Genomic DNA, 22,109 nt, shown 5'->3' on the forward strand with positions numbered 1-22,109 from the left:
CTCAGCGGATTGGGGGAGGGGTGAAGTCAGGGCGGGGCGGCCCCGGGTCAGCTCTTGGGCATCAGGACGTTGTCGATGATGTACACGTTGGCATTGGCCGTCTTGACGTTGCCGCAGACCACGTTCGCAGCGTCGTTGACCTTGTACTTCTCGCCCGAGCCCGAGGTCATCAGCTTCGACTTCTCCAGCGTCTCGAAGGAGCCCTTCTCCAGGTCCTTCGGCGCGAGCTTCTGGCCCACCACGTGGTAGGTGAGGATCTTGGTGAGCTGCTCCTTGTCGGCCAGGACCTTGTTCAGGTCGGCCTTCGGGATCTTGGCGAAGGCGTCGTTGGTGGGCGCGAAGACGGTGATGTTCTTGGCGTTGTTGAGGGTGTCGACCAGGCCGGCCTTCTTCACGGCGGTCACCAGGGTCGACAGGGCGGGGTTGTTCGACGCGGCGGTGGCGACCGGGTCCTTCGCCATGCCGTTGAAGGAACCCGCGCCGTTCTTGGGCACCGAAGAACAGCCGGCACCGAACGGCTCGCTCATCGTCCCGGTGTCGTCGGAGGGGCTGGCCTTCTCGCTGCCCTTCGACGCGGCGGCGGAGGAACTGTCGGACGCCTTGTCCTTGGAGTCGCTGTCGGAGCAGGCGGTCAGGGCCAACGGGAGCATGGCGGCAGCGGCGACAGTGACGGCGATACGACGGACTGGAGTGCGCATGGAATATCCCTCAATGGTCGGATCCGCGAGGGCTCTCTGCCCTCGTGACCGGTAATCCGTGGCGGGATCGCGGGCGGATTGGTGGATTCCTCGAAAGAGTGAAAGATCGTAGGCCGATGGCACCCATGACCAATCCGCGCCAGGAACGGGGACGGATTCCTGGACATGGACGACGACATGACACGGCAACGGCCCCGCGGCATCACGCGGCTGTCCCTCGGCGCGCTGAGCGGTCTGCTCGCCGGCTTCGCGGCCATCGCGATCGCGGAGCTGGTCTCCGCCGCGGTCCGGCCGGAGTCGGGCCCGGTGATCGCGGTCGGCGGGGCGGCCGTCGACCGCACTCCGCCGGCCGTGAAGGACTGGGCGATCCGGCAGTTCGGCACGAACGACAAGCTGGTGCTGCAGCTCGGGATCCTCGCCGTGCTGACCGTCCTCTCGCTGGTGCTCGGCATGGTGGCCACCCGGTGGCGCCTGGTCGGTTCGCTCGGGGTGTTGGCCTTCGGCGTCGTCGGCGCGCTGGCCGCCACCAGTCGGCCCGACTCGACGAGCATGAGCGACGCGCTGCCCTCACTGGCCGGCGTGCTCGCCGGCGGCGTCCTGCTGTACTGGCTGATCGGACGCCTCGGCGAACCCACCGCGGCCCCCGCCGGGTCCGGCGGCGAGGAGGAATCCGGCTGGGACCGGCGCGGGTTCATCATCGCCGCCACGGCGGCAGCGGCCGCCTCGACCGGCGCCGGCATTTTGGGCCGGACACTGAACGGCTCGCAGGGGCAGAACGCCGTCGCCTCACGCAACGAGGTGCTGCTGCCCGCACCCTCGTCGAAGGCCGCGCCCACCCCGCGCGGCGCCGCACTGCGCATCGGCGGCATCAGCCCGTACGTGACACCGAACGCGGACTTCTACCGCGTCGACACCGCCCTGGTCGTCCCCAAGGTCGACGCCACCACCTGGAAGCTCCGCATCCACGGCAAGGGCGTCGACCGCGAACTGACCCTCTCCTACTCGGACTTGCTGAAGATGCCGCTCATCGAGCGCACCATCACCATGACCTGTGTCTCCAACGAAGTCGGCGGCCCCTACGTCGGGAACGCCCGCTGGATCGGTGTCCGCCTCGCCGACCTGCTGAAGCGGTGCGGGGTCGAGCCTCCGTCGAAGGGCGGCCCGGCCGACCAGTTGGTGGCGCGCTCCGTGGACGGCATGACCATCGGCAGCCCGGTCGAGGACGTGATGGACGGACGGGACGCGATGCTCGCCGTCGGCATGAACGGCGAACCGCTGCCCTTCGAGCACGGCTTCCCCGTCCGCATGCTCGTCCCCGGCCTGTACGGCTACGTGTCCGCCTGCAAATGGATCCAGGACATCGAACTGACCACGTTCGACGCCTACGACCCGTACTGGGTCAAGCGGAAGTGGGCCCGGCGCGCCCCCATCAAGACCCAGTCCCGCATCGACACACCCAAGCCCTTCGCCCGCCCCAAGGCCGGCACCGTCATGGTCGCCGGCGTCGCCTGGGCGCAGCACCGCGGCATCGACAAGGTCGAGGTCCGCGTCGACGACGGCCCCTGGCAGGAGGCCCGCCTCGCCGCCGAGGACACCCGCGACACCTGGCGGCAGTGGTCCCACGAATGGGATGCCACCAAGGGCGGCCACACCCTCACGGTCCGGGCCACCGACCGCACCGGCGAGACGCAGACGGTGAAGCGCACCCCGACCGTCCCCGACGGGGCGTCCGGATGGCACTCCGTGGTCGTCACGGTCGGCTGACCGACAGCCGCACCCTGGTCGACGCGGCCCACCTGAACCCGGCGAGGCCCGCCCGAATCGCCATGTGTTCACATATCCGCGCCGAGGGAGTGGGATGTCGCGCGGATCGCCGTGCGGGTCGGCGTGGCGAAAGGGTGGGTGGCGGGATGGCAGGCACGGAGGACAGAGGCGCGCGGACGCTCATGTGGTTGCTGGTCGCGGTGCTGATGCTCGCCATCGGGGCGGCGATGATCCCCGAGTTCCGTGCGGCGCAGCAACGGGAGCGGGAGTTCCGGGCGGCGCCGGTGTGCGCCTCGCCCCCGGTCGAGGTCTCCAACTGTCGGTGGAAGCAGAAGTTCACCGTGCGCGACGTGGATCTGAACCGCGGTTCGAGGCACAAGCCGCCGGAGACCACCCTGCTGTTGCCCTCCGGCAAGACGTGGCATGTGACCTTCCGGAACGCCAACCCGGTGGTGTCGGGCCTCGAAGAACACGACAAGGTGGTCGGGCTGATCTGGCGCGGCGACGTCGTCGACCTGCGCGATGCGGAGGGCGAGCGCCAGGCGACATCCGACGACCCACTGGACCGGCCCACGGACCGCCTCGCCGGAGCGCTCGCATGCCTCTCGTTCGGTGCGGCGGCCCTGGTCGGCTCCCTGTGGTCCGCGTTCGCCCGCGGCAACCGGCGCCACGACGCGGCGGGGAGGATGGTGCGCGTGCACGGCATCCCACTCGGTGTCACCGCCATCCTGACGCTGTGGCTGCAATCGGCCAACGACTGGCCCGCACGGTCGCTTCCGATCATCTGGGGCATCGCCGCGGCGCTGATCCTCGCCAACATGGCGGGGTTCGTGGTGGCGGCGCTGCGCGGGCAGATCGGGCCCCCCGACGGGGCGTGACCGCGGGCAGGGTCAGGTGGCTGCGCCGGCGAGCACGCGCTCGGCCTTCGCCAGCGCTTTGTGTCGCAGCCGCACACGTGTCTCGAACGGCTCGCGGTAGCGGCCCGCCGCGTACTCGGCGCGGTACGTGCGCTCAAGGGCCCGCGCGATGGGCCCGAGACGGCTGCTGCGCGCGCACGCCGCCTCGGCGGTGGCGAGCCGGACCTCGACCGCCTGTGCCCGGCGGTCGCTCTTCCCGTGGGTCAGCGTGGGGATGCGTTCGTGCAGCGAGGTGGGGTTCGCGTAGCGGTGCCCCTTGCGCTCCATGCACGTGGACCAGGAGTCGACGGCGGCCGCGAAGCTCTTGTTCCGCTTGATCCGGGGTTCGTACAGGGCGCCGAGTCCGGACACCGTCTTGTCCGCCGTGAACCAGGTCTTCAGGTCCCCGTACAGTGCGCGCAGCGCCTCGGCACGGCAACCGCCGGTGGCCATGCTCACGGTGCCGCCGCCGGGCGTGCGGGCCTCGACCGTCCCGGACTCCGGGCCGCCGAACAGCGCGTTGTTCCGACGGAGTTGACCGTCCCGCGAGAGCGTCCGGTAGTGCGCGACGTCGGGGTCGGCCTTGCGTGCTCGCTCCTGCTCGCGCTCGAGCTGCCCGCCGTATCCGTACTCGCGTGCCCAGCGCGGATCGTCGAGTACGTAGCCGGGGGAGCGGAGTTCGTCGCCGCTCGGCGGCTCGGCCACTCCGTACCCGAAGCCCCGGCCCGCCATGCAGCGCTTGGTGAGCAGTTCCTGGGCGTACGTGACCTCGGCCTGCTGCGCGTCGCTGAGCTCGGTGACCTTGCCCGGCCTGTCGATTTCGGTGCGCTCCGGCCGGCCGTCGTCGCCGCCCGATCCGCAACCCGTGACGGCCACGGCGAGCGCCGCGCACATCGCCACCAGCGAACCCCCGGCCCTTCGCCCTCCGCGCATCTCCAACCTCCCGTTGCCCTGTGGACCTCAGGGTGTACGGAGGAGGTGGGCGGGCGCGCCCTGATTCGGCCGTGCCCGAAAGAGCCCGCTCGCGGGCTCAGCCGGCCAGGGCCCCGCTGAGCAGATGGCTGCCGAGCTGGGTCAGGCTGTGATGCATCCGGTGGCGCTCCCGGGTGCTCGCGATGAGTCCGGCGCGCCGGAGCACCGCCGCGTGCTCGCTCGCGGACGACAGCGACACCCCGGCCAGGCGCGCCAACTCCGTTGTCGTACAAGGCTCTTGGAGGGCCTGTAGCACCGCCGCGCGCGTGTGCCCGAGCAGCGGGGCGAGCCTCGGGCCCGGCCCGTCGGCCACCACCGGGCTCAGCGGCCGGGCCGGGTACACCAGGACCGGCCACAGCGCCTCGTCCAGCAGCGCGACCGGCGTGCGGCGGCAGAAGTACGAGGGCACGAGGAGCAGCCCGCGCCCCTCGAGGTACATGTCCCGCTCGACGGGATAGTCGGCGACCAGTACGGGTGACTGCCAGCGCAGTACGGGCGCGAAGGTGCGCAGCATCCCCTCGGTGCCGAGCCGACCCTGCGCCCCGGTCCGGTGCCGCCGGTCGCCCTCGACCCGGGCCGCGATCTGCTGCCAGGCCGGGGCGAGCACGGAGGCGTGGTAGGTGCGCAGGGCCCGGCCGAGCCGGTGCACCGAGTCCAGGTCGCCCGAGGCCAGCGGCCGGGTCCACGCGGGCAGCGTGCTGTTCTGGGCCGCCAGCAGTGTCATCTCCGCGCGTAGCCGATGGCGGGGAGTGGCCAGGACCGCGTCGATTCCGCACTCGAGTCCGGCGAGGCCCGCGGCGGGCGTGAGGAAGTCCGGGAAGTAGCCGCGGGGCGGCATCAGCGGCGACAGCATCCGCAACGCGCTCATGTCACGCGGGCACTGCCGCCTCCGCCACGCGTTGAGCACCGACTCCCGCCGCATCTCCCGGAGTTGATGCAGGCTCAGCACGATCTCCCAGAGCGGGTCCGGTTCCTCGGCGATCCTGGTGCGGGCCAGATCCCCGGCGCTGAAGTGGATACGCAGCACGGCTTCCCCCGAATCCGCCACGGCGTTGGGTGGTGCGGACACCGGCCCCGGGGTGGTCGGTCGAACCGGAACCTGCGCCGTCCTGATGTGTTCTATGCTGGGACCATAGTGGCGAGAACGACGGTTCTCAAGGCGGCGCGCGAGGCGCGTCGGGCGCTCAAGGGGCGCGCGGGGATCGTGAGTTGGAAGCGAGTCGTTTGGAGGAGGCGTCCCGTTGATACCGGACGACCTACGGGTTCGCGTGGTCGAGGTGGCGGACGAGCTGTTCTACACCCACGGTGTGCACACGGTGACGATGCACCGGATCCGCGACGAGGCGGGGGTGCCGCTGAAGCGGCTCTACCGGATGTTCCCGTCCAAGGACCTGCTCCTCGCGGCCTGCCTCGACCGGCGTGACCAGGTGGCGCGCTCGGAGATCGGGCAGCGCGTCGGCTCGATCGAGGATCCCGTCGCGAAGATACTCGGCCCCTTCGACTTCCTGCACGACTGGTTCCACCAGCCGGGGTTCCACGGCTGCGTGTTCGCGGGCGCGTTCGGGGAGGTCGGGGCCGCCGCGCCGATCGTCGTCACCGCCGTGCAGACCCACAAGCTCGCCCTGCGTACGCTCCTGACCGAACTGGCGGAGGGTGCGGGCGTGCCCAACTCGACCGCGGTGGGAGCCCAGTTGGCCGTCCTGTTCGACGGTGCGATGGCCCTCGCGACGTTCTCCGGAGACACGGACGCCGCGTTGTACGCGCGCAAGGCGGCACAGGCGGTGCTCGCCGCGGAACTGTGAGTGACCCGTGCCCCGACCCGCGACCCGCGACCGGTGGGCGGGGTTCGCGGGAGGCCGCGTCGAGGGCACAGGTCCGCGTGTGAAAGACTTTCATCCTGCCGGTGCGTGCACGGTTCCGAGGCTTCGGCCGAGACCGTTGCCGTCACCACTCCTCTTCCGTTCTCCGGATGCCGCGCCCGTTTCCCCCGGTCGCGCCGTGTCCGGACGTACGCATGAGCAGGTGGGGCAGGACGCCCGCGTCGGCGCCCCTGACCCCACGTGCGACGGAAACGACGGAACCAAGCCTGATGACACAAGTGGATGCGCCGGCAGCGGCCGCAGGACCGGCGGACAGCGACGGCGACAAGCCCAGCCGCTACGCGAAGAAGGCGGTGTTCGCCTCCTCCCTCGGCTACGCGATGGACGGCTTCGACCTGCTGATCCTGAGCTTCGCCCTCTCCGCCATCTCCGCCGACCTGGGCCTCGACAAGGCGCAGGGCGGCTCGCTCGCGACCATCACGCTCATCGGCGCCGTCGTCGGCGGGCTCGGGTTCGGGGTGCTCGCCGACCGGATCGGGCGGGTGAAGGTCCTCACCTACTCGGTGATCTTCTTCGCCGTCTTCACCGGCCTCTCGGCGCTGGCGACCTCGTACGGGGAGCTGTCCGCGTTCCGGTTCCTGGCCGGCGTCGGCATCGGTGGCGAGTTCGGCATCGGCATGACACTCGCCGCCGAGGCGTGGCCGAGCAAGAATCGGGCGCGCGCCACGTCGCTGGTCGCGCTCGGTTTCCAGGCGGGTGTGCTGGCCGCCGCGCTCGTCTCGGCGCCCGTGCTCGCCGCCTGGGGCTGGCAGGGGCTCTTCGTGATCGGCGCGGTGCCCGCGGTGGTCGCCATCGCGCTCCGCTCCCGGCTGCACGAGCCCGAGCACTTCACGCGCACCCGCGACGAGGGGCCCCGGCTGTCGGCGCTCGCCTCACTGAAGCTGCTGGTGAAGGACGGCCCCACGGCCCGCGCCAGCTGCGGCGTCCTGGTCCTGACCTCGGTCCAGAACTTCGGCTACTACGGCATCATGACGTGGCTGCCGACGTACCTGAGCGAGCGGTTCGGCTACAGCCTCACCAAGTCCTCCGGCTGGACCGCCGTCACCGTCGTCGGCATGGCGCTCGGCATCCTCCTCTTCGGCGAACTCGCCGACCGCCTCGGCCGCCGCAGGACGTTCTGGCTCTTCCAGGTCGGCGCGGCCGTCTCCGTCCTCGCGTACAGCCAGCTCGTCTCGCCCTGGGCGCTGCTCGTCGGCGGCGCCGTGATGGGCCTCTTCGCCAACGGCATGACCGGTGGCTACGGCGCGCTGATGGCCGAGTTGTACCCGACGCAGGTGCGGGCCACCGCGCAGAACACCCTGTTCAACATCGGCCGCGCGGTGGGCGGCTTCGCGCCCGTCGTCGTGGCGCTGTGCGCGGACCGGTGGGGCTTCGCCGTCGCCATCGGCCTGCTGTCCGCGATCTACGTCGCCGACATCCTCGCCATGTTCGTCATCCCGGAGCGCAAGGGCGCGCGGCTCGCGTAAGCCCCCGTGCGGGGGTGCTCGCCTTCGGTGCGGACGGGTCGCATGCTGGGACCGGATGCCCGCGCCGAAGGGGAGGCCGCCGTGACCGCTCACGATCAGGACCTGCGTACCCGGAAGATCTGGGCCCGCGACGCGCCCCACTACGACGGCTGGATGCGCCGCTTCGACCGCCACATGCTCCGCGGTGGCCGCGCCCGGCTGTGCGCGGGAGCCCGCGGCCGGGTCCTCGAGGTCGCCGTCGGCACCGGCCTGAACCTGCCGCACTACCCCAAGGGCACCGACCTGACCGGGGTCGACCTCTCCCCGGACATGCTGGCCCGCGCCCGGGTACGGGCCGCCGACCTCGGCGTCGACGCCACACTCGGCGAGGCGTCCGCGACACGGCTCCCCTTCCCCGACGGCTCGTTCGACACGGTCGTCTGCGCGCTGGCCCTGTGCTGCATCCCCGACGACCGCGCGGCCGTCGCCGAGATGCGCCGCGTCCTCGCACCGGGCGGCACGCTCCTCCTGATCGACCACGTCATCAGCCACCGGTTCGCCGTCCGCACGCTCCAGCGCGCCATCGAACCCCTGATGCTGAAACTCGCCGACGACCATCAACTGCGCCGCCCGCTGCACCTCGTACGGGAGGCGGGATTCGGCGTCGTCGAGCGCGAGCGCTACAGCTTCGGCGTGATCGAACGGCTCGTCGCGGTCAAGCCCGAGCGGGAGTGAGGGAGTCCAGGACCGCGGCGAGGTCCCCGCCCACGCGCAGGAGTTCCACGGAACGCGCGGCGATCCGGTCGAGGCGCTCCACGAGGATCCGCCGGACCCGCTCAGGACCGCCGCCCACCTCCAGTGAGTGCAGCGAGTCGACGATGTCCCGGACCGCCGGGATGCCGTATCCGCTGCCGCGCAGCGCCGCGACGATCCTGGCCGCGCCGATCGCCGAGGCGTCGTAGCGGCGCGCCCGCAGTGACGTCACACGCTCGGGCGATACGAGGCCCTCTCGCTCCCAGAAGCGCAGCGTCGAGGTGCGGACGCCGAGCGCCGCGGCGAGTTCGGTGATGGTCATGGTGTCATCGCCCCCGGCCGCGCCGTGGTGTGCGGACTCGTCCTCGATGGCCCACAACGCCTGCTGGGCGCGCAGCACTTCATCGCGTTCGCGCGCGAGGCCGACGTGTACGTCGTTGATCGCGGCGGCCGCCTCCGTGACCGTCCGCGCCCACAGCCCCGCCATCAGCTGCCGGGCGGCGACGGGCCCGATGGCTCCGGCGAGCCCCCGGTAGGCGCGCAGCGCCCGCACATGAACGGCTGCGTAGGCCCGGTAGCCATTGCCCGCCCGCACGGCAGCCGGGACGACCCCGAGCCGCTCCAGGTCGCGGACCTGTTGCACGGAGTACCCCGACTCCCTGGCGACATCGACGGTCCTCAGCACGTCCCCATCGGCCATCGATCCCTTCTCAACCCCTCTCAACGCCTCTGAACCCCACATAAGCACTTCAAGCCCATGCTTGAACCATGAGCAGCAACCCGAGTATGGAACAGATCATCACGACCGTGCGCGGCTTCGAGGGCGCGCTGGTCCTCGCTCCGGAGCCCGGCGGTGCTTTCCCCGAGATCGCGTGGGGCGACGCGTTCTTCTACTACGCGCCGGACGGCGAGGTCCCGCAGGCCGTGCAGCCGTACGGGACGATCGTCACCAAGAACTATCCGGGCGACGTGCTGTCGGACCTCGACGCGCCCGGCCGCCTGCGGGTGAACATTCAGCTCGACCGGGCCACGTTCCAACAGCTCACCGGAGAGCCCCCGGTGGACCACGCGGCCGTCGACACCGTGCTGCCGCATCCCGTGTACGGCGCCCAGGGCTGGATCTGCGTCGTCAATCCGGCCGAGCGGACGTACGACACGGTCCTGCGCCTGCTGCGCACCGCGCACGACGCGGCGCGCGCCCGCGTGGAGCGCCGTCGTCGGGCCTGAGCCCGGACCGCGTCGGACCGCTCAGTAGCTGTCGTAGGTGGGCTCACCGTTCGGCCGGTAGACGCCGACGACGGTGCCGCCCTTCGTCGCCGTGACACTGACCGGCTCGAGCGCAGTGGGGATCGCCCCGCCGGCGAACAGCCGCTTGCCGGTGCCGATGATCACCGGGTGGATGGTCAGCCGGAATTCGTCGACGAGGCTGTTGAGCATCAAGGTCTGGGCGAGGTCTCCGCTGCCGACGACGTTGATGTCACCGCCGCCGGACGACTGCAGCTTGCGCACCGCGTCGACGACGTCACCCTCCAGGAGCGTGGAGTTCTGCCACTCGACGGACTTCAGGGTCCGCGACGCCACGTACTTGCGCATGCTGTTCATCTTGGCGGTGAACGGGTTGCCGGGATCGGCGGACGGCCAGTACGAAGCGAAGAGCTCGTACGTCTTACGGCCCAGCAGCATCCCCTCGGAGCGCTCGTACCAGCCGGCGATGGCCGCGCCGACCTCCTCGTCGTCCGTCGGCTTCTGCCAGCCGCCGTGCTCGAACCCGTCCTCGATGTCCTCGTCCGACCCGCCCGGCGCCTGCATCACGCCGTCGAGCGTCAGGAACGTACAGACAATGATCCTGCTCATGGTGTGCTCCCTTCGTCGACGGGTAGACCGGACAGCCGCCGGAAACTCATCGACGGCCCCGCCGGAGGCACACCGCACGGACCCGCCCGAGAGTCCTACAGCCCGTATGTCTTGCCGATGATGTCCCGCTGGATCTCGCTCGTCCCGCCGTACACCGTCGACACGACCGTCGCGCGCAGCAGGGCCTCCATGCCGTATTCGGTGGCATAGCCGTAGCCACCCATCATCTGCATGCCCTCCAGGGTGATGTGCTTCGCCAGTTCCGTGCACTTGAGCTTCGCCATCGAGGCCTCGCGGGCGAACACCTTGCCCGGTTCCGCGTCGATCGTCGCGGCGACGTCGTCCAGGAGGAGCTGCGCGCACTCCAACTCCGTGGCCATGTCCGCGATGCGGTGCTTGAGCGCCTGGAAGGAGCCGATGGGCCGGCCGAACTGCTCGCGCTGCCGGACGTACGCCAGGGTGTCGTCGAAGGCCCGGCGCGCCACGCCCTGCATCATCGCGGCGAGGATCATCCGCTCCAGGTTCAGGCCCGCCATCAACTGCGTCCAGGCCTTCCCGGGTGTGCCGACCACCGCCGAGTCCGGGACGAAACAGTCCGTGAAGTAGAGGTCGTTGACCTCCTTGCCGCCCATCGTGTCGATGCCGCGGATGGTCAGGCCCTCGGCATCCGTCGGCACCATGAACTGGGTCAGGCCCTCGTGCTTCGCCGAGCCCGGTTCCGTACGGGCGATGAGGAGGATGTGGTCGGCGAAGTGGGCGTTGGAGCACCACGTCTTCTGGCCGTTGACCAGATAGCCGCCCGCGGTGCGTTCCGCGCGGCAGGTCAGCGCGCCCACGTCGGAACCGGCCCCCGGCTCTGACATCGAGACGGACTCGACCCGGCCGTTCACCACGCCTTCGAGGATGGTCCGCTTCTGCTCCTCGGTGCCGAACTTCTCGTACGCGGCCGCGGTGATGATCGTCGTGCCGAAACCGCTGATGGGGGCGCGGCCGTAGGACGTCTCCTGGAGGAAGAGGGAGAGGTCGACCATGCCGCGGCCCGCGCCGCCGTACTCCTCGGGGACGGCGATGCCGAGCCAGCCGAGCTTCGCCATCTTCTCGTAGAGCCGCTGGTTGTGGTGTTCCGCGCCGTTGGACGTCAGCGTGTCGCGCTGTTCCTTCGTGCCGCACTCGCGGGCGCAGAAGTCCGCGATGGCCTTGACCAGGTCGCCGCGCTCGTCGGACAGGACTCGGGGCATGGGGTGTCTCCTAAGTCGTCTCATGAATGAGAAAGGTGTGTACGTACGTGGCGCGTGGTCAGCCGTTGCGTACCGCGGGGAAGACCGTGTGCAGCAGGTGGACAACCGAGCGGGTGAGCATCACGTGCAGGTCGTCGCGGGTGAGCGTGCCGCGCTCCAGCCACTCGTGGGACGCCGACTTGAGCATGGCACTGTGGGCGCGGATCATCGCCCGGAGCTTCTCCCGGCCCGCGTCCTCGGTGACGTCCGTCATCATGGCGGCTTCGAGGATCCGGTCGGTGGCGATCTCGTCGGCCTCCAGCATGATCCGGTCGACCTCCGGGTCGCCGAGGGACTCCATGCCGATGGCCGCGAGCCACATCTCCCGGTTCCGCTCGACGACTTCGAGCCAGCGGTCGACGCAGACGGCCAGGCGCTCATCGGCCGTGGTCCGCGGCAACCGCTGTGACACGGAGGCCGGGATGACCATCATCTGCCGCACCACCTCCAGGTACAGCTGCCGCTTGTCACCGAAGTAGTGGTTGACGAGGGCCCGGGCCACGCCGGCCTCGGCCGCGATGTCCGAGATCGACACCGAGGCGTAGCCGGCGGACCCGAACCGGCGGCGGGCGACCGCGAGGATCTCGGCGCGGCGCGCGTCGGGTTCCATCCGGCGCCGCCGGGTGGTCTGGGTCTTGCCTCCCATGGGCGGCTAGGCCCTTTCCGCTGGTTCGTCCGACTCGTACATTGACTCGATCGTCGCCGCGTGCAGGTCGTCGACGGCCCGGCGGCGCAGGCTCAGTTTGGGTGTCAGCTCGCCGGTCTCGGTCGTCCACGGCCCGGCGACGACCCGGTACCGCTTGACCTGTTCCACCCGCGAGAGCACCGCGTTGGCCTCGTCGACCGCGAGGTCGAGCGCCGCCAACACCTGCGCGTGCACGGCGAGTTCATCGAGCCCGGTCGTGGTGAGGCCGTTAGCGCGGGCCCACTGAGGGGCCGCCTCCTCGTCGAGGACGAGCAGTGCCGTGATGTAGCGACGCCGGTCGCCGATCGCGACGGCCTGGCCGATCAACGGGTGGGCGCGCAGCAGCGATTCGATCCTCGTCGGGGCGATGTTCTTGCCGCCGGCGGTGATGATGAGTTCCTTCTTGCGGTCCGTGACGGTGACGATGCCCCGGGAGTCCACGGTGCCGACGTCGCCGGTCGGCAGCCAGCCTTCGGCGTCCGTGCCGGAGGCGATGCCGCCGTCCGACTGGAGATACCCGGAGAAGACGACCGGACCGCGGACGAACAACTCGCCGTCCTTGGCCTCCCTGACCTCGATGCCGGGTCCCGGGCGGCCCACCGAGCCGAGGGCGAACACGTCGGGTGTGCTGACCGTGGCCGCGCCCGTCGTCTCGCTCAGGCCCCACACCTCGTACACCGGCAGGCCCACGCTGGCCAGGAACTCGAGGACGGCCGTGGGGATCGGCGCGGCGCCGCTGAACGCGCGCAGGCAGTCCTCGAAGCCGATCGCGGCACGCAGGGGCCGTAGTGCGATCTCGTCCAACTTCTGTAGCTGCTCGGCCAGTTCGGGCGGCACATCCTCGCCGCCGGAGCGCAGCCGGAAGACTTCGAGTGCCGTCCTCTGGGCCTGCGCCAGGGCCGTCGCCTGCTGCTCGGGGAGCGCCGCGAGCTGTGCGCGCAGGCCCGTGGTGAGCTTCTCCCACACCCGCGGCACACCGAAGAACCCGTGCGGGCGCACCTTCTGCAGCGCGGGCAGCAACTGGTCGGGGGAGGGGCAGATGGTGACATGTCCTGCGCTGCAGATCGGCATGTAGATCCCGAGGACCCGCTCCGCGATGTGCGCCAGCGGCAGATACGCGACCGAGCGGGGATGTGGCGGCAGTGGCACCAACTGCTCCTGCATCACGGACTCGTGGATCACATTGCGGTGCGAGAGCACCACGCCCTTGGGGTCGCCCGTGGTGCCCGACGTGTAGACGAGGGCCAGCGGCTGGTCCGTGGTCACGGCGTCGGTGAGTGACTCGAAGGCCGCGTCGTCGGGCGGCAGGGCGTTGCGGACGGCCGCGTAGCTGACGAACCGCGGGTCGTCGGCGGGCGCGGCCGACCAGTCGAGGACGACGACGGCACGCAGTCCGGGCAGGTCGTCGAGGACGGGCGCCCAGCGCCGCACCTGCTCCTCGCCCTCCAGGACCAGCACGGTGGCAGCGCTGTGCCGGGCGATGACACCGATCTGCTCGGTACTCAGGGTGTCGTACGTACTGCAGGGCAGCGCGCCGATGTGCGCGGCGGCCAGATCGGTGACCCAGTGCTCCGCCCGCTTCGACATGGTGATGAGCAGCCGATCGCCGCGGCCCAGGCCGAGTTGGCCGAGGCCACGGGTGAGTGCGGCGGTCTCCGCGCGCAGTTGGCTCCAGGTCAGGGTGCCCGCGTCCGGCCCGATGCCGGTGGTCAGCGCGGGCAGGTCCCCGAACTCCTGGGCGTTGCGGCGCAATAGCTTGGTGATCGTCAACCCGTCAACGGACTGACGTAGTGGCTCTGTTGGCGTCACGGCGACTCCCGGAAACGTACGACGTGGAACGTGCGGGGTGGGGCGGATTGTGCGTGAGCGGTGCCCACCGTGGACCGTTATTGGCGCTATGTCAATAAGTCGCGTCGTCGTATCCGGGAACGAGGTTCCGAAGGCAAGGCCCTACGCCGGCGGCCCCAGCATCGGCACCAGGAACTGCCGGGCCACCTCCCGCATCCGCTCGTCGTCGTCCAGGTCGATGACATGGCTCGGCACGACCAGGAACGACGTGCAGATCCGCACCATCATTTCGGCCACCACATCCACGTCCACCCCGGCGGCCACCTGCCCAGCCCGCTGCTCCGCGCGCAGCCGCCCGGCGACGAACTGCTGCACCACGTACTGCGTGCGGCCCCCGTCGATGGTCATCGACGGCACCACGGAGTCCGGCTCGACCGCCATCAGGCCGCCGATGAGCCGGTTGTGGCGGATGGCGCGCAGCGAACTCACGAAGCCCAGGACGACCCGGTCGGCGACCGTGTCCGCGCCCTGGATCTCGCTCGCGAACTGCTCGAAGTAGCGCCGGAACTCACGCCGTACGACGTGCTCGACCAGCGCCTCCTTCGTGTCGAACCGGCGGTAGACGGTGATCCGGGAGACGCCCGCGAGCCGCGCCACGTCGGCCATCGTGGAGCGCTTGATGCCCATGCGGCAGAACTGCTCGTAGGCGGCGTCGAGCAGCCGAACGGTCACCTCGTCCGTGTCGTCGGCGGTGTCGGCCTCGGCGGCGGATTCGCTGAAGGCCAGCTCGAGCACGTTCGGTTCCACAGGTGCCTCCCTGATTGTGTGCGGCCTCTGGTGTTCATGCCGCGTCTGTGCTCCCCTGTCCTGCAGCTGATACAGAGATGCTCGACGTGTTTCATCGTACCAAAGCAACTGCCGTACGAGCAGGGCTTGTTGATGTACGAGCGCGTGCCGGAACTCAAGGAGGAGTTCGGAGCAATGGATGGCTTGAGCAGGCGGAACGTACTGTTTGCGGGCGGCGCACTCGGCGCCCTGGGAGTGCTGGGCGCGGCCTCGCCGGCCAGCGCCCGATCCCTGTGGACGTGGTCGCCGGGTGACTCACTCGCGGGTACGGGCGCGGGTGTCGACCCCGGGTGGGTCTGGGACGACGAGGTGGACCGGCTCATCGCCTCGGTCATCGACCGCGGCGACGTACCGAAGGTGAACGAACAGCTGCGCACCTGGACCCGCAACGACCAGGCGCCGCCGTCCGGACTGCCGGGAGACGTACGGGAGTTCATGGACAAGGCGCGGCAACTGCCCTCGTGGGCGGACCGGGACAAGCTGGAGACGGCGGCGGAGTTCAACAAGAGGCGGGGCCTCTACCTCAATCTGCTCAACGGGGTCGGTGGCGGGATGCTCAGCACCGCCATCCCGCGCGAGGCGCGCGCCGTCTACTACTCCAAGGGCGGCGCCGACATGGAGGACCGCGTCGCCAAGACGAGCATGCTGGGCTTCGCCATCGGTGACCTGAACGCATACCGCGCGGACGGCGACTGCATCGTGCAGGCCGTCAAGACCCGCATGGTGCACGCGGCGGTGCGGCATCTGCTCCCGAAGTCGCCCGGCTGGGCGCAGGTCAGCGGCGGGCAGAAGATTCCGATCAGTCAGGCCGACATCCTCGTCACCTGGCACAGCCTCGCCACCTACACCATGCAGAAGCTGCTCGAGTGGAAGGTGCCGGTGAGCGCCGCCGACTCCGAGGCGTATCTGCACCTGTGGCAGCTCAGTGTGCACATGCTGGGCGTGCGCGAGGAGTACATCCCGAAGACGTGGGACGCCGCGAACGCCCAGTCGAAGCAGGTCCTCGACCCCATCCTCACCTCCACGAAGGAAGGCGTCGAGCTCACCGACATCCTGCTCGGGCAGCTCGCGGAGCAGACCAGCCCCGGCGGGATCGACCGGCCGCTGTGCAACGCGCTGGCCCGCTACCTCGTCGGTGACCGCGTCGCCGACATGGACCGGATCCCCGAGGAGCCGTTCTGGGAGAAGACGATCGCGACGGTCTGGCCGAAGCTGGTCGCCTTCCGCGAAGGGCTCATCCCGCTGCCGATGGTGCCACCCCTGGCCTGGACGGTCGACGAGGCGATCCGCCAGTACGTCCTCCTGTTCCTCACCAAGGGCAAGGGCACAGCGATCGAGATCCCCGACACCAACCGGCCGAGCGCCAGTTGAGGAGACGAGCACCATGGTGAACGGAAACGACGGTACGGGCGGGCTCAGCAGGCGGAACATGCTGCTCGGCGGCGGATCCTTAGGCGCCTTCGGTGCCATCGGCCTCGCGTCGCCGGCGAGCGCCCGGTCCCTGTGGACCTGGTCACCGAAGGCCTCCGTCGCCGGCTCCGGCGCGGGTGTCGACCCCGAGTGGCTGTGGGACAAGCAGGCCGACCCGGTGATCGCCGAAGTCATGAAGCGTGGTGAGGTGGCCAAGGTCAATGGCCTTCTCGCCCAGTGGAAGCGCAACGACCAGCCGCTGCCCGACGGACTCCCTGCGGACCTGCGGGCGTTCATGGAGGACGCCCGCAAGCTGCCCTCCTGGGCCGACCGGACCAAGCTCAACCGCGGCTCCAAGTTCAGCAAGACCAAGGGTATTTACGTGGGCGCCCTGTACGGCCTCGGCAGCGGCCTCATGAGCACCGCCATTCCCCGCGAATCGCGCGCCGTGTACTACTCCAAGGGCGGCGCGGACATGAAGGACCGCATCGCCAAGACCGCCCGGCTCGGCTACGACATCGGGGACCTGGACGCCTACAAGCCCGAGGGGTCGATGGTCGTGACCGCGGTCAAGACCCGGATGGTGCACGCGGCGGTACGGCACCTCCTGCCCCAGTCCCCGGCATGGACGCAGGTCAGCGGCGGGCAGAAGATTCCGATCAGTCAGGCCGACATCCTCGTCACCTGGCACAGCCTCGCCACCTTCGTGATGCGCAAGCTGAAGGACTGGGGTGTGCGGATCGATGCCGCCGACGCGGACGCGTATCTGCATGTGTGGCAGGTGAGTGCCGCCATGCTCGGCGTCCAGGACGAGTACATCCCGAAGACGTGGGAAGCCGCCGAGGCCCAGTCGAAGCAGGTGCTCGACCCGATTCTCGCGCACACCAAGGAGGGCGAGGAGCTGACCGATGTCCTCCTCGGCATCGTGGCCGAACTGGACTTGGGGCTGACCCGGCCCCTGATCAGCGCGTTCTCCCGGTACACGCTGGGCGACCGGGTCGGAGACATGATCGGCCTGTCGAAGGAGCCGATCCTGAAACCGCTCATCGCGGGCGCCTGGCCATTGCTTGTTGCCTTCCGTGAAGGGATCATTCCGATCCCCGGCGTGCCGGCGGTGATGTGGACGCTGGAGGAGGCGATCCGCCGGTTCGTGCTCCTGTTCCTGGCGGAGGGGCAGCCGATCGCCATCAACCTTCCGGACATGAACCGGCCGGAGTGACCCGGCCGAAGTGAGAGGGAGTATGCGCAGACGACAGTTCCTCGGCTACGTACTGGCGGCACCCACGCTGGTCGCCGCGGCCGAACTCGTACCCGCGAAGGAAGCGGCGGCGGCCGAAGGGGCCGCCGGCGTACCGTCGTTGGACATCACCGAGGTCGTCGACCTCAATGATGCCCTGACCCTGGCGGCGGCGCCGACGTCCGCGCTGATCACGGTCCAGGTGAACAAGGACGGCACGGTGTCCTTCGCGCTGCCCCGCGCCGAGGTGGGGCAGGGCATCACCACCTCGACGGCGATGCTGATCGCGGAGGAGATGGACGTCCCCCTCGACCAGGTGCACGTCACGCTGGCGGACGCCCGCCCCGAGCTCCTCTTCAACCAGCTCACCGGCGGCTCCAACACGACGATCGCCACCTACACCCCGGTGCGGGTGGCGGCCGCCATCGCGCGCGGCCGGCTGCTCGAAGCGGCCGCGATCGAACTGGGCACCGTGGTCACCGAGTTGACGCTCAAGGCCGGTGTCGTCCTCGACCGGGCGGGCAAGGCCATCGGTATCGGGGACCTCGCGGAGAAGGCCGCGGCCCTCAGGACGGAACGGGCCAAGACGGAGCTCAAGTCCGCCGATCGGTTCACCGTCATCGGCACGGAGCAGAACCGCGTCGACGCCCGCGCGGCGGTCACCGGCCGCAAGAAGTTCGCCATGGACCTCGAGGTGCCGGACGCACTGCCCACGATGGTGTGCCGCCCGCCCACCATCAACGGCAAGGTCGGCTCGGTGGCCAACCTGGACACGGTGCGCGCCATGCCCGGCGTCACCGATGTCGCGGTCGTCGCCACCGGGGTCGCCGTGCGCGCACGCACCTTCGGCCAGTGCATCGACGCCGTACGCGCCCTGGAGGTGACGTGGAAGGGCGGCACGGCCGAGGGCAAGTCCGACGACACCGTCCTCGCCGAACTGAAGCGGGCCGAACTGCCCATGGGGCTCCCGCCGTTGAGCCGGTCCGTGGAGGCGAACTTCACCTTCCACTTCCGGGGCAACAGTGCGCTGGAACCCAACTGCGCCATCGCCGACGTCCGTCCGGGCAAGGCGGAGATCTGGGGCGGCCTCAAGTCGCCGATCGTCGCCAAGCAGACCATCGCGGCCCGCCTCGGCCTTCCGGTCGGCGCCGTCACCGTCCACGTCACCGAGAGCGGCGGCTCCTTCGGCCGCAAGCTGTTCTTCGACGCGGCCCTCGAAGCCGCCGAGATCTCCCAGAAGATGGGCAAGCCCGTCCGGCTCATGTGGCACCGCGCCGACGACGCGCGCCAGGGCCGCGCCCACCCGATGACGACGTCCCGCGTACGGGTCGCCTACGCGGGCGACAAGGTGCTCAGCTACAAGCAGCGGCACACCGGCGTCGCCACGGACCTCAGCATGGGCTTCGGTGAGGCCCTCACCTCCGTGGCCGCGAAGCTGCCGGTCGCCGACCTGGCCTTCTCCGAGACCTTCTTCCAGCTGACGCAGTCGATGCCGTACGAGTTCGGGGTCTACAGCCGGCTCCTCAACGAGACGGACAAGGGCTTCAACACCGGCAGCATGCGCAATGTGTACTCGCCCGATGTCACCTGCGCCCGTGAGCTGATCATCGACAGCCTCGCCGCGAAGATGGGCAAGGACCCGCTGGAGTTCCGCCGCGACTTCCTGCACGACGACCGGGCCCGCGCGGTCCTGGACAAGGTCGCCGAGGTCGGCAAGTGGGGCCGTGACCTGCCCGACGGCGTGGCGCAGGGGATCGCCCTGCACACCGAGTACCACGCGGCCAACGCCGTCCTCGTCGAGATCGACTGCCGCCCCGAAACGGTCGACAGAAAGATCCGGGACGGTGTGACGGGCCCCAGGGTCACCAAGGCGGTGTGCGCGGTCGACGTGGGCCTCGCGGTCAACCCGCGCGGTCTGGAGGCCCAGATGATGGGCTGCCTCATGGACGGCATCGCGCAGACCCTGACATCGAGCCTGCACCTGCGCGACGGCAGCTTCCTGGAAGCGAGCTGGGACAACTACTTCTACACGCGCCAGTGGAACACCCCGCCCGAACTCGACATCATCGTCATGCCGAATACGAGCGAAAAGCCGGGCGGGGCAGGGGAGTTGGGCGTCGCGGCCTCCATGGCGGCGGTGGCGTGCGCGTACGCGCGGGCGACCGGCACGATGCCCACGACGTTCCCCATCAACCACGACACCCTCTCCTTCACCCCCAAGCCGACCGTCCCGCCGGTCCCGCAGTCGCCGACCGACGGCCTCGACCACGCCATCTGACCCACCGCCGAACCAGAAGGAAGAGAACCACGTGCCCAAGCACACTTTTCGCGTCAACGGCGAGCAGGTGACGGTCGATGTGGAGGACGACGTACGCCTGCTGTGGGTGCTGCGCGACATCCTGGGCGTGACCGGGCCGAAGTGCGGCTGCGGCATCAATGTCTGCAAGGCCTGCACCAGCCACCTCAACGGCAAGGCCGTCAACCCCTGCTCGATCCCCGTCAAGGAGCTGGCCTCCGACGATGAGGTGACCACCATCGAGGGCCTCGCGGACACGGTGGACGCCGACCTGCACCCGATGCAACAGGCCTGGCTCGACCAGGACGTCGCCCAGTGCGGCTACTGCCAGCCCGGCCAGATCATGGCGGCGGTGGCGGTGGTCCGCCGGGCGAAGGAAGAGGGCCGCGCGATCACCGACGCCGACCTGGACGGCATCCGGAACGTGTGCCGGTGCGGCACGTACTTCCGGATCCGGGAGGCGATCCGGGAGGGCGCGAAGGGGATGTGAGGGAGCCGGTGGGCGGCCGCCGGTGCGAGCGGCCGCCCACCGAACCGTCAGCCCCCGACCTCGGCCCCGCCGGCGTCACCGCTACCCGTGCGCAGCCACACCGCCGTGTCCGCGGGCAGCAACCCGTCCTCCGTCAGGGGCCCGCTCGCCAACAAGACGTCACCGGGCGGAAGTTGAGCGGGCGGTCCGTCGACGTTCACCACGCACTCCCAGCCGTCGGGGCGGGTGAAGTGCAGCAGCTGCTCCGCCTCTCCCATGCCCGCCTCGCCGGTGTCCGCGACGCCGTCGGCCTCGTGCGCGGAGGGGAGCCCCCACTTGCGACGGGGCTCGCCCAGTACCTCGCTTCCGGGAGCCCCCGGGCGCAGCAACTCGCGGCGCAGGCGCAGTGCCGAGCGGTAGAAGGCGAGGTGCGAGTCCGGTTCCCGTTCCTGGGCCGCCACCGACAGGGCCCCGAAGCCCTCCGGCTGCGGCAGCCAGCCCGCCGCCGACCCGAACCCGTACGACGGACCATCGGTCTCCCACGGCAGCGGCACCCGGCAGCCGTCCCTGCCCTTGCGGCGGCCTCCGGACTGCCCGTACACCGGGTCCTGGAGGTCCTCCACGCGCAGATCGGCCACCTCGGGCAGGCCCAGCTCCTCGCCCTGGTAGATGTAGGCGGAGCCGGGCAGGGCGAGCATCAGCAGCGTGGCGGCGCGGGCGCGGCGCAGGCCGAGTTCGCGGTCGGGTTCGGGGAGGTGCCCGTCGGCGCGCAGCCAGGCGTCCAGGTCGGTGCCGGGCGGCAGGCCGAGCCGTGAGGCGTGCCGGACCACGTCGTGGTTGGACAGCACCCAGGTCGCCGTCGCGCCCACCGAGCCGGCCGCCTGGAGCGATTCCTCGATCACCTTGGCGAGATCGGGGGTGCGCCAAGGGGCCTGTAGGAACTCGAAGTTGAAGGCCTGGTGGAGTTCGTCGGGGCGGGTGTAGAGCACCCTGCGGGAGTTGGTGACCCAGGCCTCGGCCACGGCGACGCGTGGCGGGGTGTAGGAGTCGAGGACCGTGCGCCAGTCGCGGTAGATGTCATGAACCTCGTCGCGGTCCCAGTACGGGTGGGTGCCCGGCGGCATGTCGTCGTGGACGCCCTTGTACTGGGGGCGGCCGATGTCGGCCAGGGGCCCGGCCAGATCCTTGGCGCAGCCGTGGGCCACGTCGATACGGAAGCCGTCGACCCCGCGGTCCGACCAGAACCGCAGGGTCGCCCGGAAGTCGGCGCGGACCTCCTCGTGCTCCCAGTTCAGATCAGGCTGTTCGGGGGCGAACAGGTGCAGGTACCACTGCCCGTCGGGCACCTGCTTCCAGGCGTTGCCCGAGAAGCTGGCCTCCCAGTCGGTGGGCGGGAGCGAGCCGTCGGGCCCCGACCCGTCGCGGAAGACGTAGCGCTCGCGGGCCGCCGAACCCGGCGCGGACGCGAGCGCCTCCTGGAACCAGATGTGCTGGTCGGAGGTGTGGTTGGGGACGATGTCGACGAACACCTTCAGCCCGAGGTGATGGGCCTTGGCAACCATGGTGTCGAAGTCGTCGAGCGTGCCGAGCCGCGGGTCGACGTCCCGGTAGTCGGCGACGTCGTAGCCGCCGTCCTTCAGCTCAGAGGGATAGAAGGGGCTCAGCCAGATCGCGTCCACGCCGAGATCGGCGAGGTGGCCGAGGCGCCCGGTGATACCGACGAGGTCGCCGATGCCGTCACCGTTGGCGTCGGCGAAGCTGCGCGGATAGATCTGGTAGATGACGGCCTGACGCCACCAGTCGGCGTTCTGCGGGGAGTTGTCGGTGTGCTCGGTCATG

The 22,109-nt window shown here is 70.2% G+C and carries 20 protein-coding genes; 10 read left to right on the forward strand and 10 right to left on the reverse strand.

Annotated elements, in window-relative coordinates; translation table 11 throughout:
- Window positions 1-47 precede the first annotated feature (47 nt).
- A complete protein-coding gene (locus tag ACWD2L_RS11145) occupies window positions 48-698 on the reverse strand; it encodes a fasciclin domain-containing protein (RefSeq protein WP_451188894.1) in 651 nt (216 codons plus the stop codon).
- 165 nt (window positions 699-863) lie between these two features.
- Between ACWD2L_RS11145 and ACWD2L_RS11150 the strand changes: the two genes are divergently transcribed.
- Together ACWD2L_RS11150 and ACWD2L_RS11155 are read left to right on the forward strand one after the other, a co-directional pair.
- Window positions 864-2,462: a sulfite oxidase gene (locus ACWD2L_RS11150; RefSeq protein WP_451188896.1), complete on the forward strand. Its 1,599-nt coding sequence runs from the start codon at window positions 864-866 to the stop codon at window positions 2,460-2,462.
- 146 nt (window positions 2,463-2,608) lie between these two features.
- Window positions 2,609-3,340: a hypothetical protein gene (locus tag ACWD2L_RS11155; RefSeq protein ID WP_451188899.1), complete on the forward strand. Its 732-nt coding sequence runs from the start codon at window positions 2,609-2,611 to the stop codon at window positions 3,338-3,340.
- Window positions 3,341-3,352: 12 nt separating this feature from the next.
- On the opposite strand, the gene ACWD2L_RS11160 is transcribed toward ACWD2L_RS11155, so the two are convergent.
- A complete protein-coding gene (locus ACWD2L_RS11160; protein ID WP_451188902.1) occupies window positions 3,353-4,291 on the reverse strand; it encodes a hypothetical protein in 939 nt (312 codons plus the stop codon).
- Window positions 4,292-4,388: 97 nt separating this feature from the next.
- Complete coding sequence (locus ACWD2L_RS11165) at window positions 4,389-5,357, reverse strand: ArsR/SmtB family transcription factor (protein ID WP_451189398.1); 969 nt, start codon at window positions 5,355-5,357, stop codon at window positions 4,389-4,391.
- Window positions 5,358-5,571: 214 nt separating this feature from the next.
- Between ACWD2L_RS11165 and ACWD2L_RS11170 the strand changes: the two genes are divergently transcribed.
- The 3 genes from ACWD2L_RS11170 (at window position 5,572) to ACWD2L_RS11180 (ending at window position 8,390) form a co-directional block, all read left to right on the forward strand.
- Window positions 5,572-6,132 (forward strand): TetR/AcrR family transcriptional regulator, encoded by a 561-nt coding sequence (locus ACWD2L_RS11170; RefSeq protein WP_451188904.1) that lies wholly within the window; start codon window positions 5,572-5,574, stop codon window positions 6,130-6,132.
- A 287-nt stretch (window positions 6,133-6,419) separates the two neighbouring features.
- A complete protein-coding gene (locus tag ACWD2L_RS11175) occupies window positions 6,420-7,676 on the forward strand; it encodes an MFS transporter (RefSeq protein ID WP_451188907.1) in 1,257 nt (418 codons plus the stop codon).
- A gap of 81 nt (window positions 7,677-7,757) precedes the next feature.
- Window positions 7,758-8,390 (forward strand): class I SAM-dependent methyltransferase, encoded by a 633-nt coding sequence (locus tag ACWD2L_RS11180; protein WP_451188910.1) that lies wholly within the window; start codon window positions 7,758-7,760, stop codon window positions 8,388-8,390.
- Here the strand turns inward: ACWD2L_RS11180 and ACWD2L_RS11185 are convergent.
- On the reverse strand, window positions 8,371-9,108 hold the full coding sequence (locus ACWD2L_RS11185) for a MerR family transcriptional regulator (RefSeq protein WP_451188912.1): 738 nt from the start codon (window positions 9,106-9,108) through the stop codon (window positions 8,371-8,373). The two genes, ACWD2L_RS11180 and ACWD2L_RS11185, sit on opposite strands and share 20 nt — an antisense overlap.
- A gap of 86 nt (window positions 9,109-9,194) precedes the next feature.
- Here ACWD2L_RS11185 and ACWD2L_RS11190 point away from each other — a divergent pair, with 86 nt between their 5' ends.
- Window positions 9,195-9,635 carry a DUF6194 family protein gene (locus ACWD2L_RS11190; RefSeq protein ID WP_451189400.1) on the forward strand — a complete coding sequence of 147 codons (441 nt, stop codon included), beginning with the start codon at window positions 9,195-9,197 and terminating at the stop codon, window positions 9,633-9,635.
- 21 nt (window positions 9,636-9,656) lie between these two features.
- Here the strand turns inward: ACWD2L_RS11190 and ACWD2L_RS11195 are convergent, their stop codons facing one another.
- The 5 genes from ACWD2L_RS11195 to ACWD2L_RS11215 all read right to left on the reverse strand — a co-directional run bounded on the left by ACWD2L_RS11195 (window position 9,657) and on the right by ACWD2L_RS11215 (window position 14,819).
- Entirely contained in the window at window positions 9,657-10,262 is a 606-nt protein-coding gene (locus ACWD2L_RS11195; RefSeq protein WP_451188915.1) for a dihydrofolate reductase family protein, read from the reverse strand.
- 95 nt (window positions 10,263-10,357) lie between these two features.
- Complete coding sequence (locus ACWD2L_RS11200; protein WP_451188918.1) at window positions 10,358-11,500, reverse strand: acyl-CoA dehydrogenase family protein; 1,143 nt, start codon at window positions 11,498-11,500, stop codon at window positions 10,358-10,360.
- Between the two features lie 58 nt (window positions 11,501-11,558).
- On the reverse strand, window positions 11,559-12,185 hold the full coding sequence (locus tag ACWD2L_RS11205; RefSeq protein ID WP_451188921.1) for a TetR/AcrR family transcriptional regulator: 627 nt from the start codon (window positions 12,183-12,185) through the stop codon (window positions 11,559-11,561).
- A gap of 6 nt (window positions 12,186-12,191) precedes the next feature.
- On the reverse strand, window positions 12,192-13,994 hold the full coding sequence (locus ACWD2L_RS11210; protein ID WP_451188924.1) for an AMP-dependent synthetase/ligase: 1,803 nt from the start codon (window positions 13,992-13,994) through the stop codon (window positions 12,192-12,194).
- A gap of 180 nt (window positions 13,995-14,174) precedes the next feature.
- The gene (locus tag ACWD2L_RS11215; RefSeq protein ID WP_451188926.1) at window positions 14,175-14,819 is read right to left on the reverse strand and encodes a TetR/AcrR family transcriptional regulator; all 645 of its coding nucleotides are present in this window, start codon (window positions 14,817-14,819) and stop codon (window positions 14,175-14,177) included.
- Between the two features lie 174 nt (window positions 14,820-14,993).
- Between ACWD2L_RS11215 and ACWD2L_RS11220 the strand changes: the two genes are divergently transcribed.
- The 4 genes from ACWD2L_RS11220 to ACWD2L_RS11235 are packed head-to-tail and all read left to right on the forward strand — an operon-like array spanning window position 14,994 to window position 20,291.
- On the forward strand, window positions 14,994-16,229 hold the full coding sequence (locus tag ACWD2L_RS11220) for an oxygenase MpaB family protein (RefSeq protein WP_451188928.1): 1,236 nt from the start codon (window positions 14,994-14,996) through the stop codon (window positions 16,227-16,229).
- A gap of 13 nt (window positions 16,230-16,242) precedes the next feature.
- Window positions 16,243-17,487, forward strand: coding sequence for an oxygenase MpaB family protein (locus tag ACWD2L_RS11225; protein ID WP_451188931.1), 1,245 nt, complete (start codon window positions 16,243-16,245; stop codon window positions 17,485-17,487).
- Window positions 17,488-17,509: 22 nt separating this feature from the next.
- On the forward strand, window positions 17,510-19,783 hold the full coding sequence (locus tag ACWD2L_RS11230) for a molybdopterin cofactor-binding domain-containing protein (protein WP_451188933.1): 2,274 nt from the start codon (window positions 17,510-17,512) through the stop codon (window positions 19,781-19,783).
- 31 nt (window positions 19,784-19,814) lie between these two features.
- Window positions 19,815-20,291, forward strand: a complete 477-nt coding sequence (locus tag ACWD2L_RS11235; protein ID WP_451188936.1) for a (2Fe-2S)-binding protein — start codon at window positions 19,815-19,817, stop codon at window positions 20,289-20,291.
- A 47-nt stretch (window positions 20,292-20,338) separates the two neighbouring features.
- Here the strand turns inward: ACWD2L_RS11235 and ACWD2L_RS11240 are convergent, their stop codons facing one another.
- Entirely contained in the window at window positions 20,339-22,108 is a 1,770-nt protein-coding gene (locus tag ACWD2L_RS11240) for a glycoside hydrolase family 13 protein (RefSeq protein WP_451188938.1), read from the reverse strand.
- Between the last annotated feature and the right edge of the window lies 1 nt (window position 22,109).

The sequence above is a fragment of the Streptomyces sp. NPDC002754 genome (assembly GCF_053592315.1).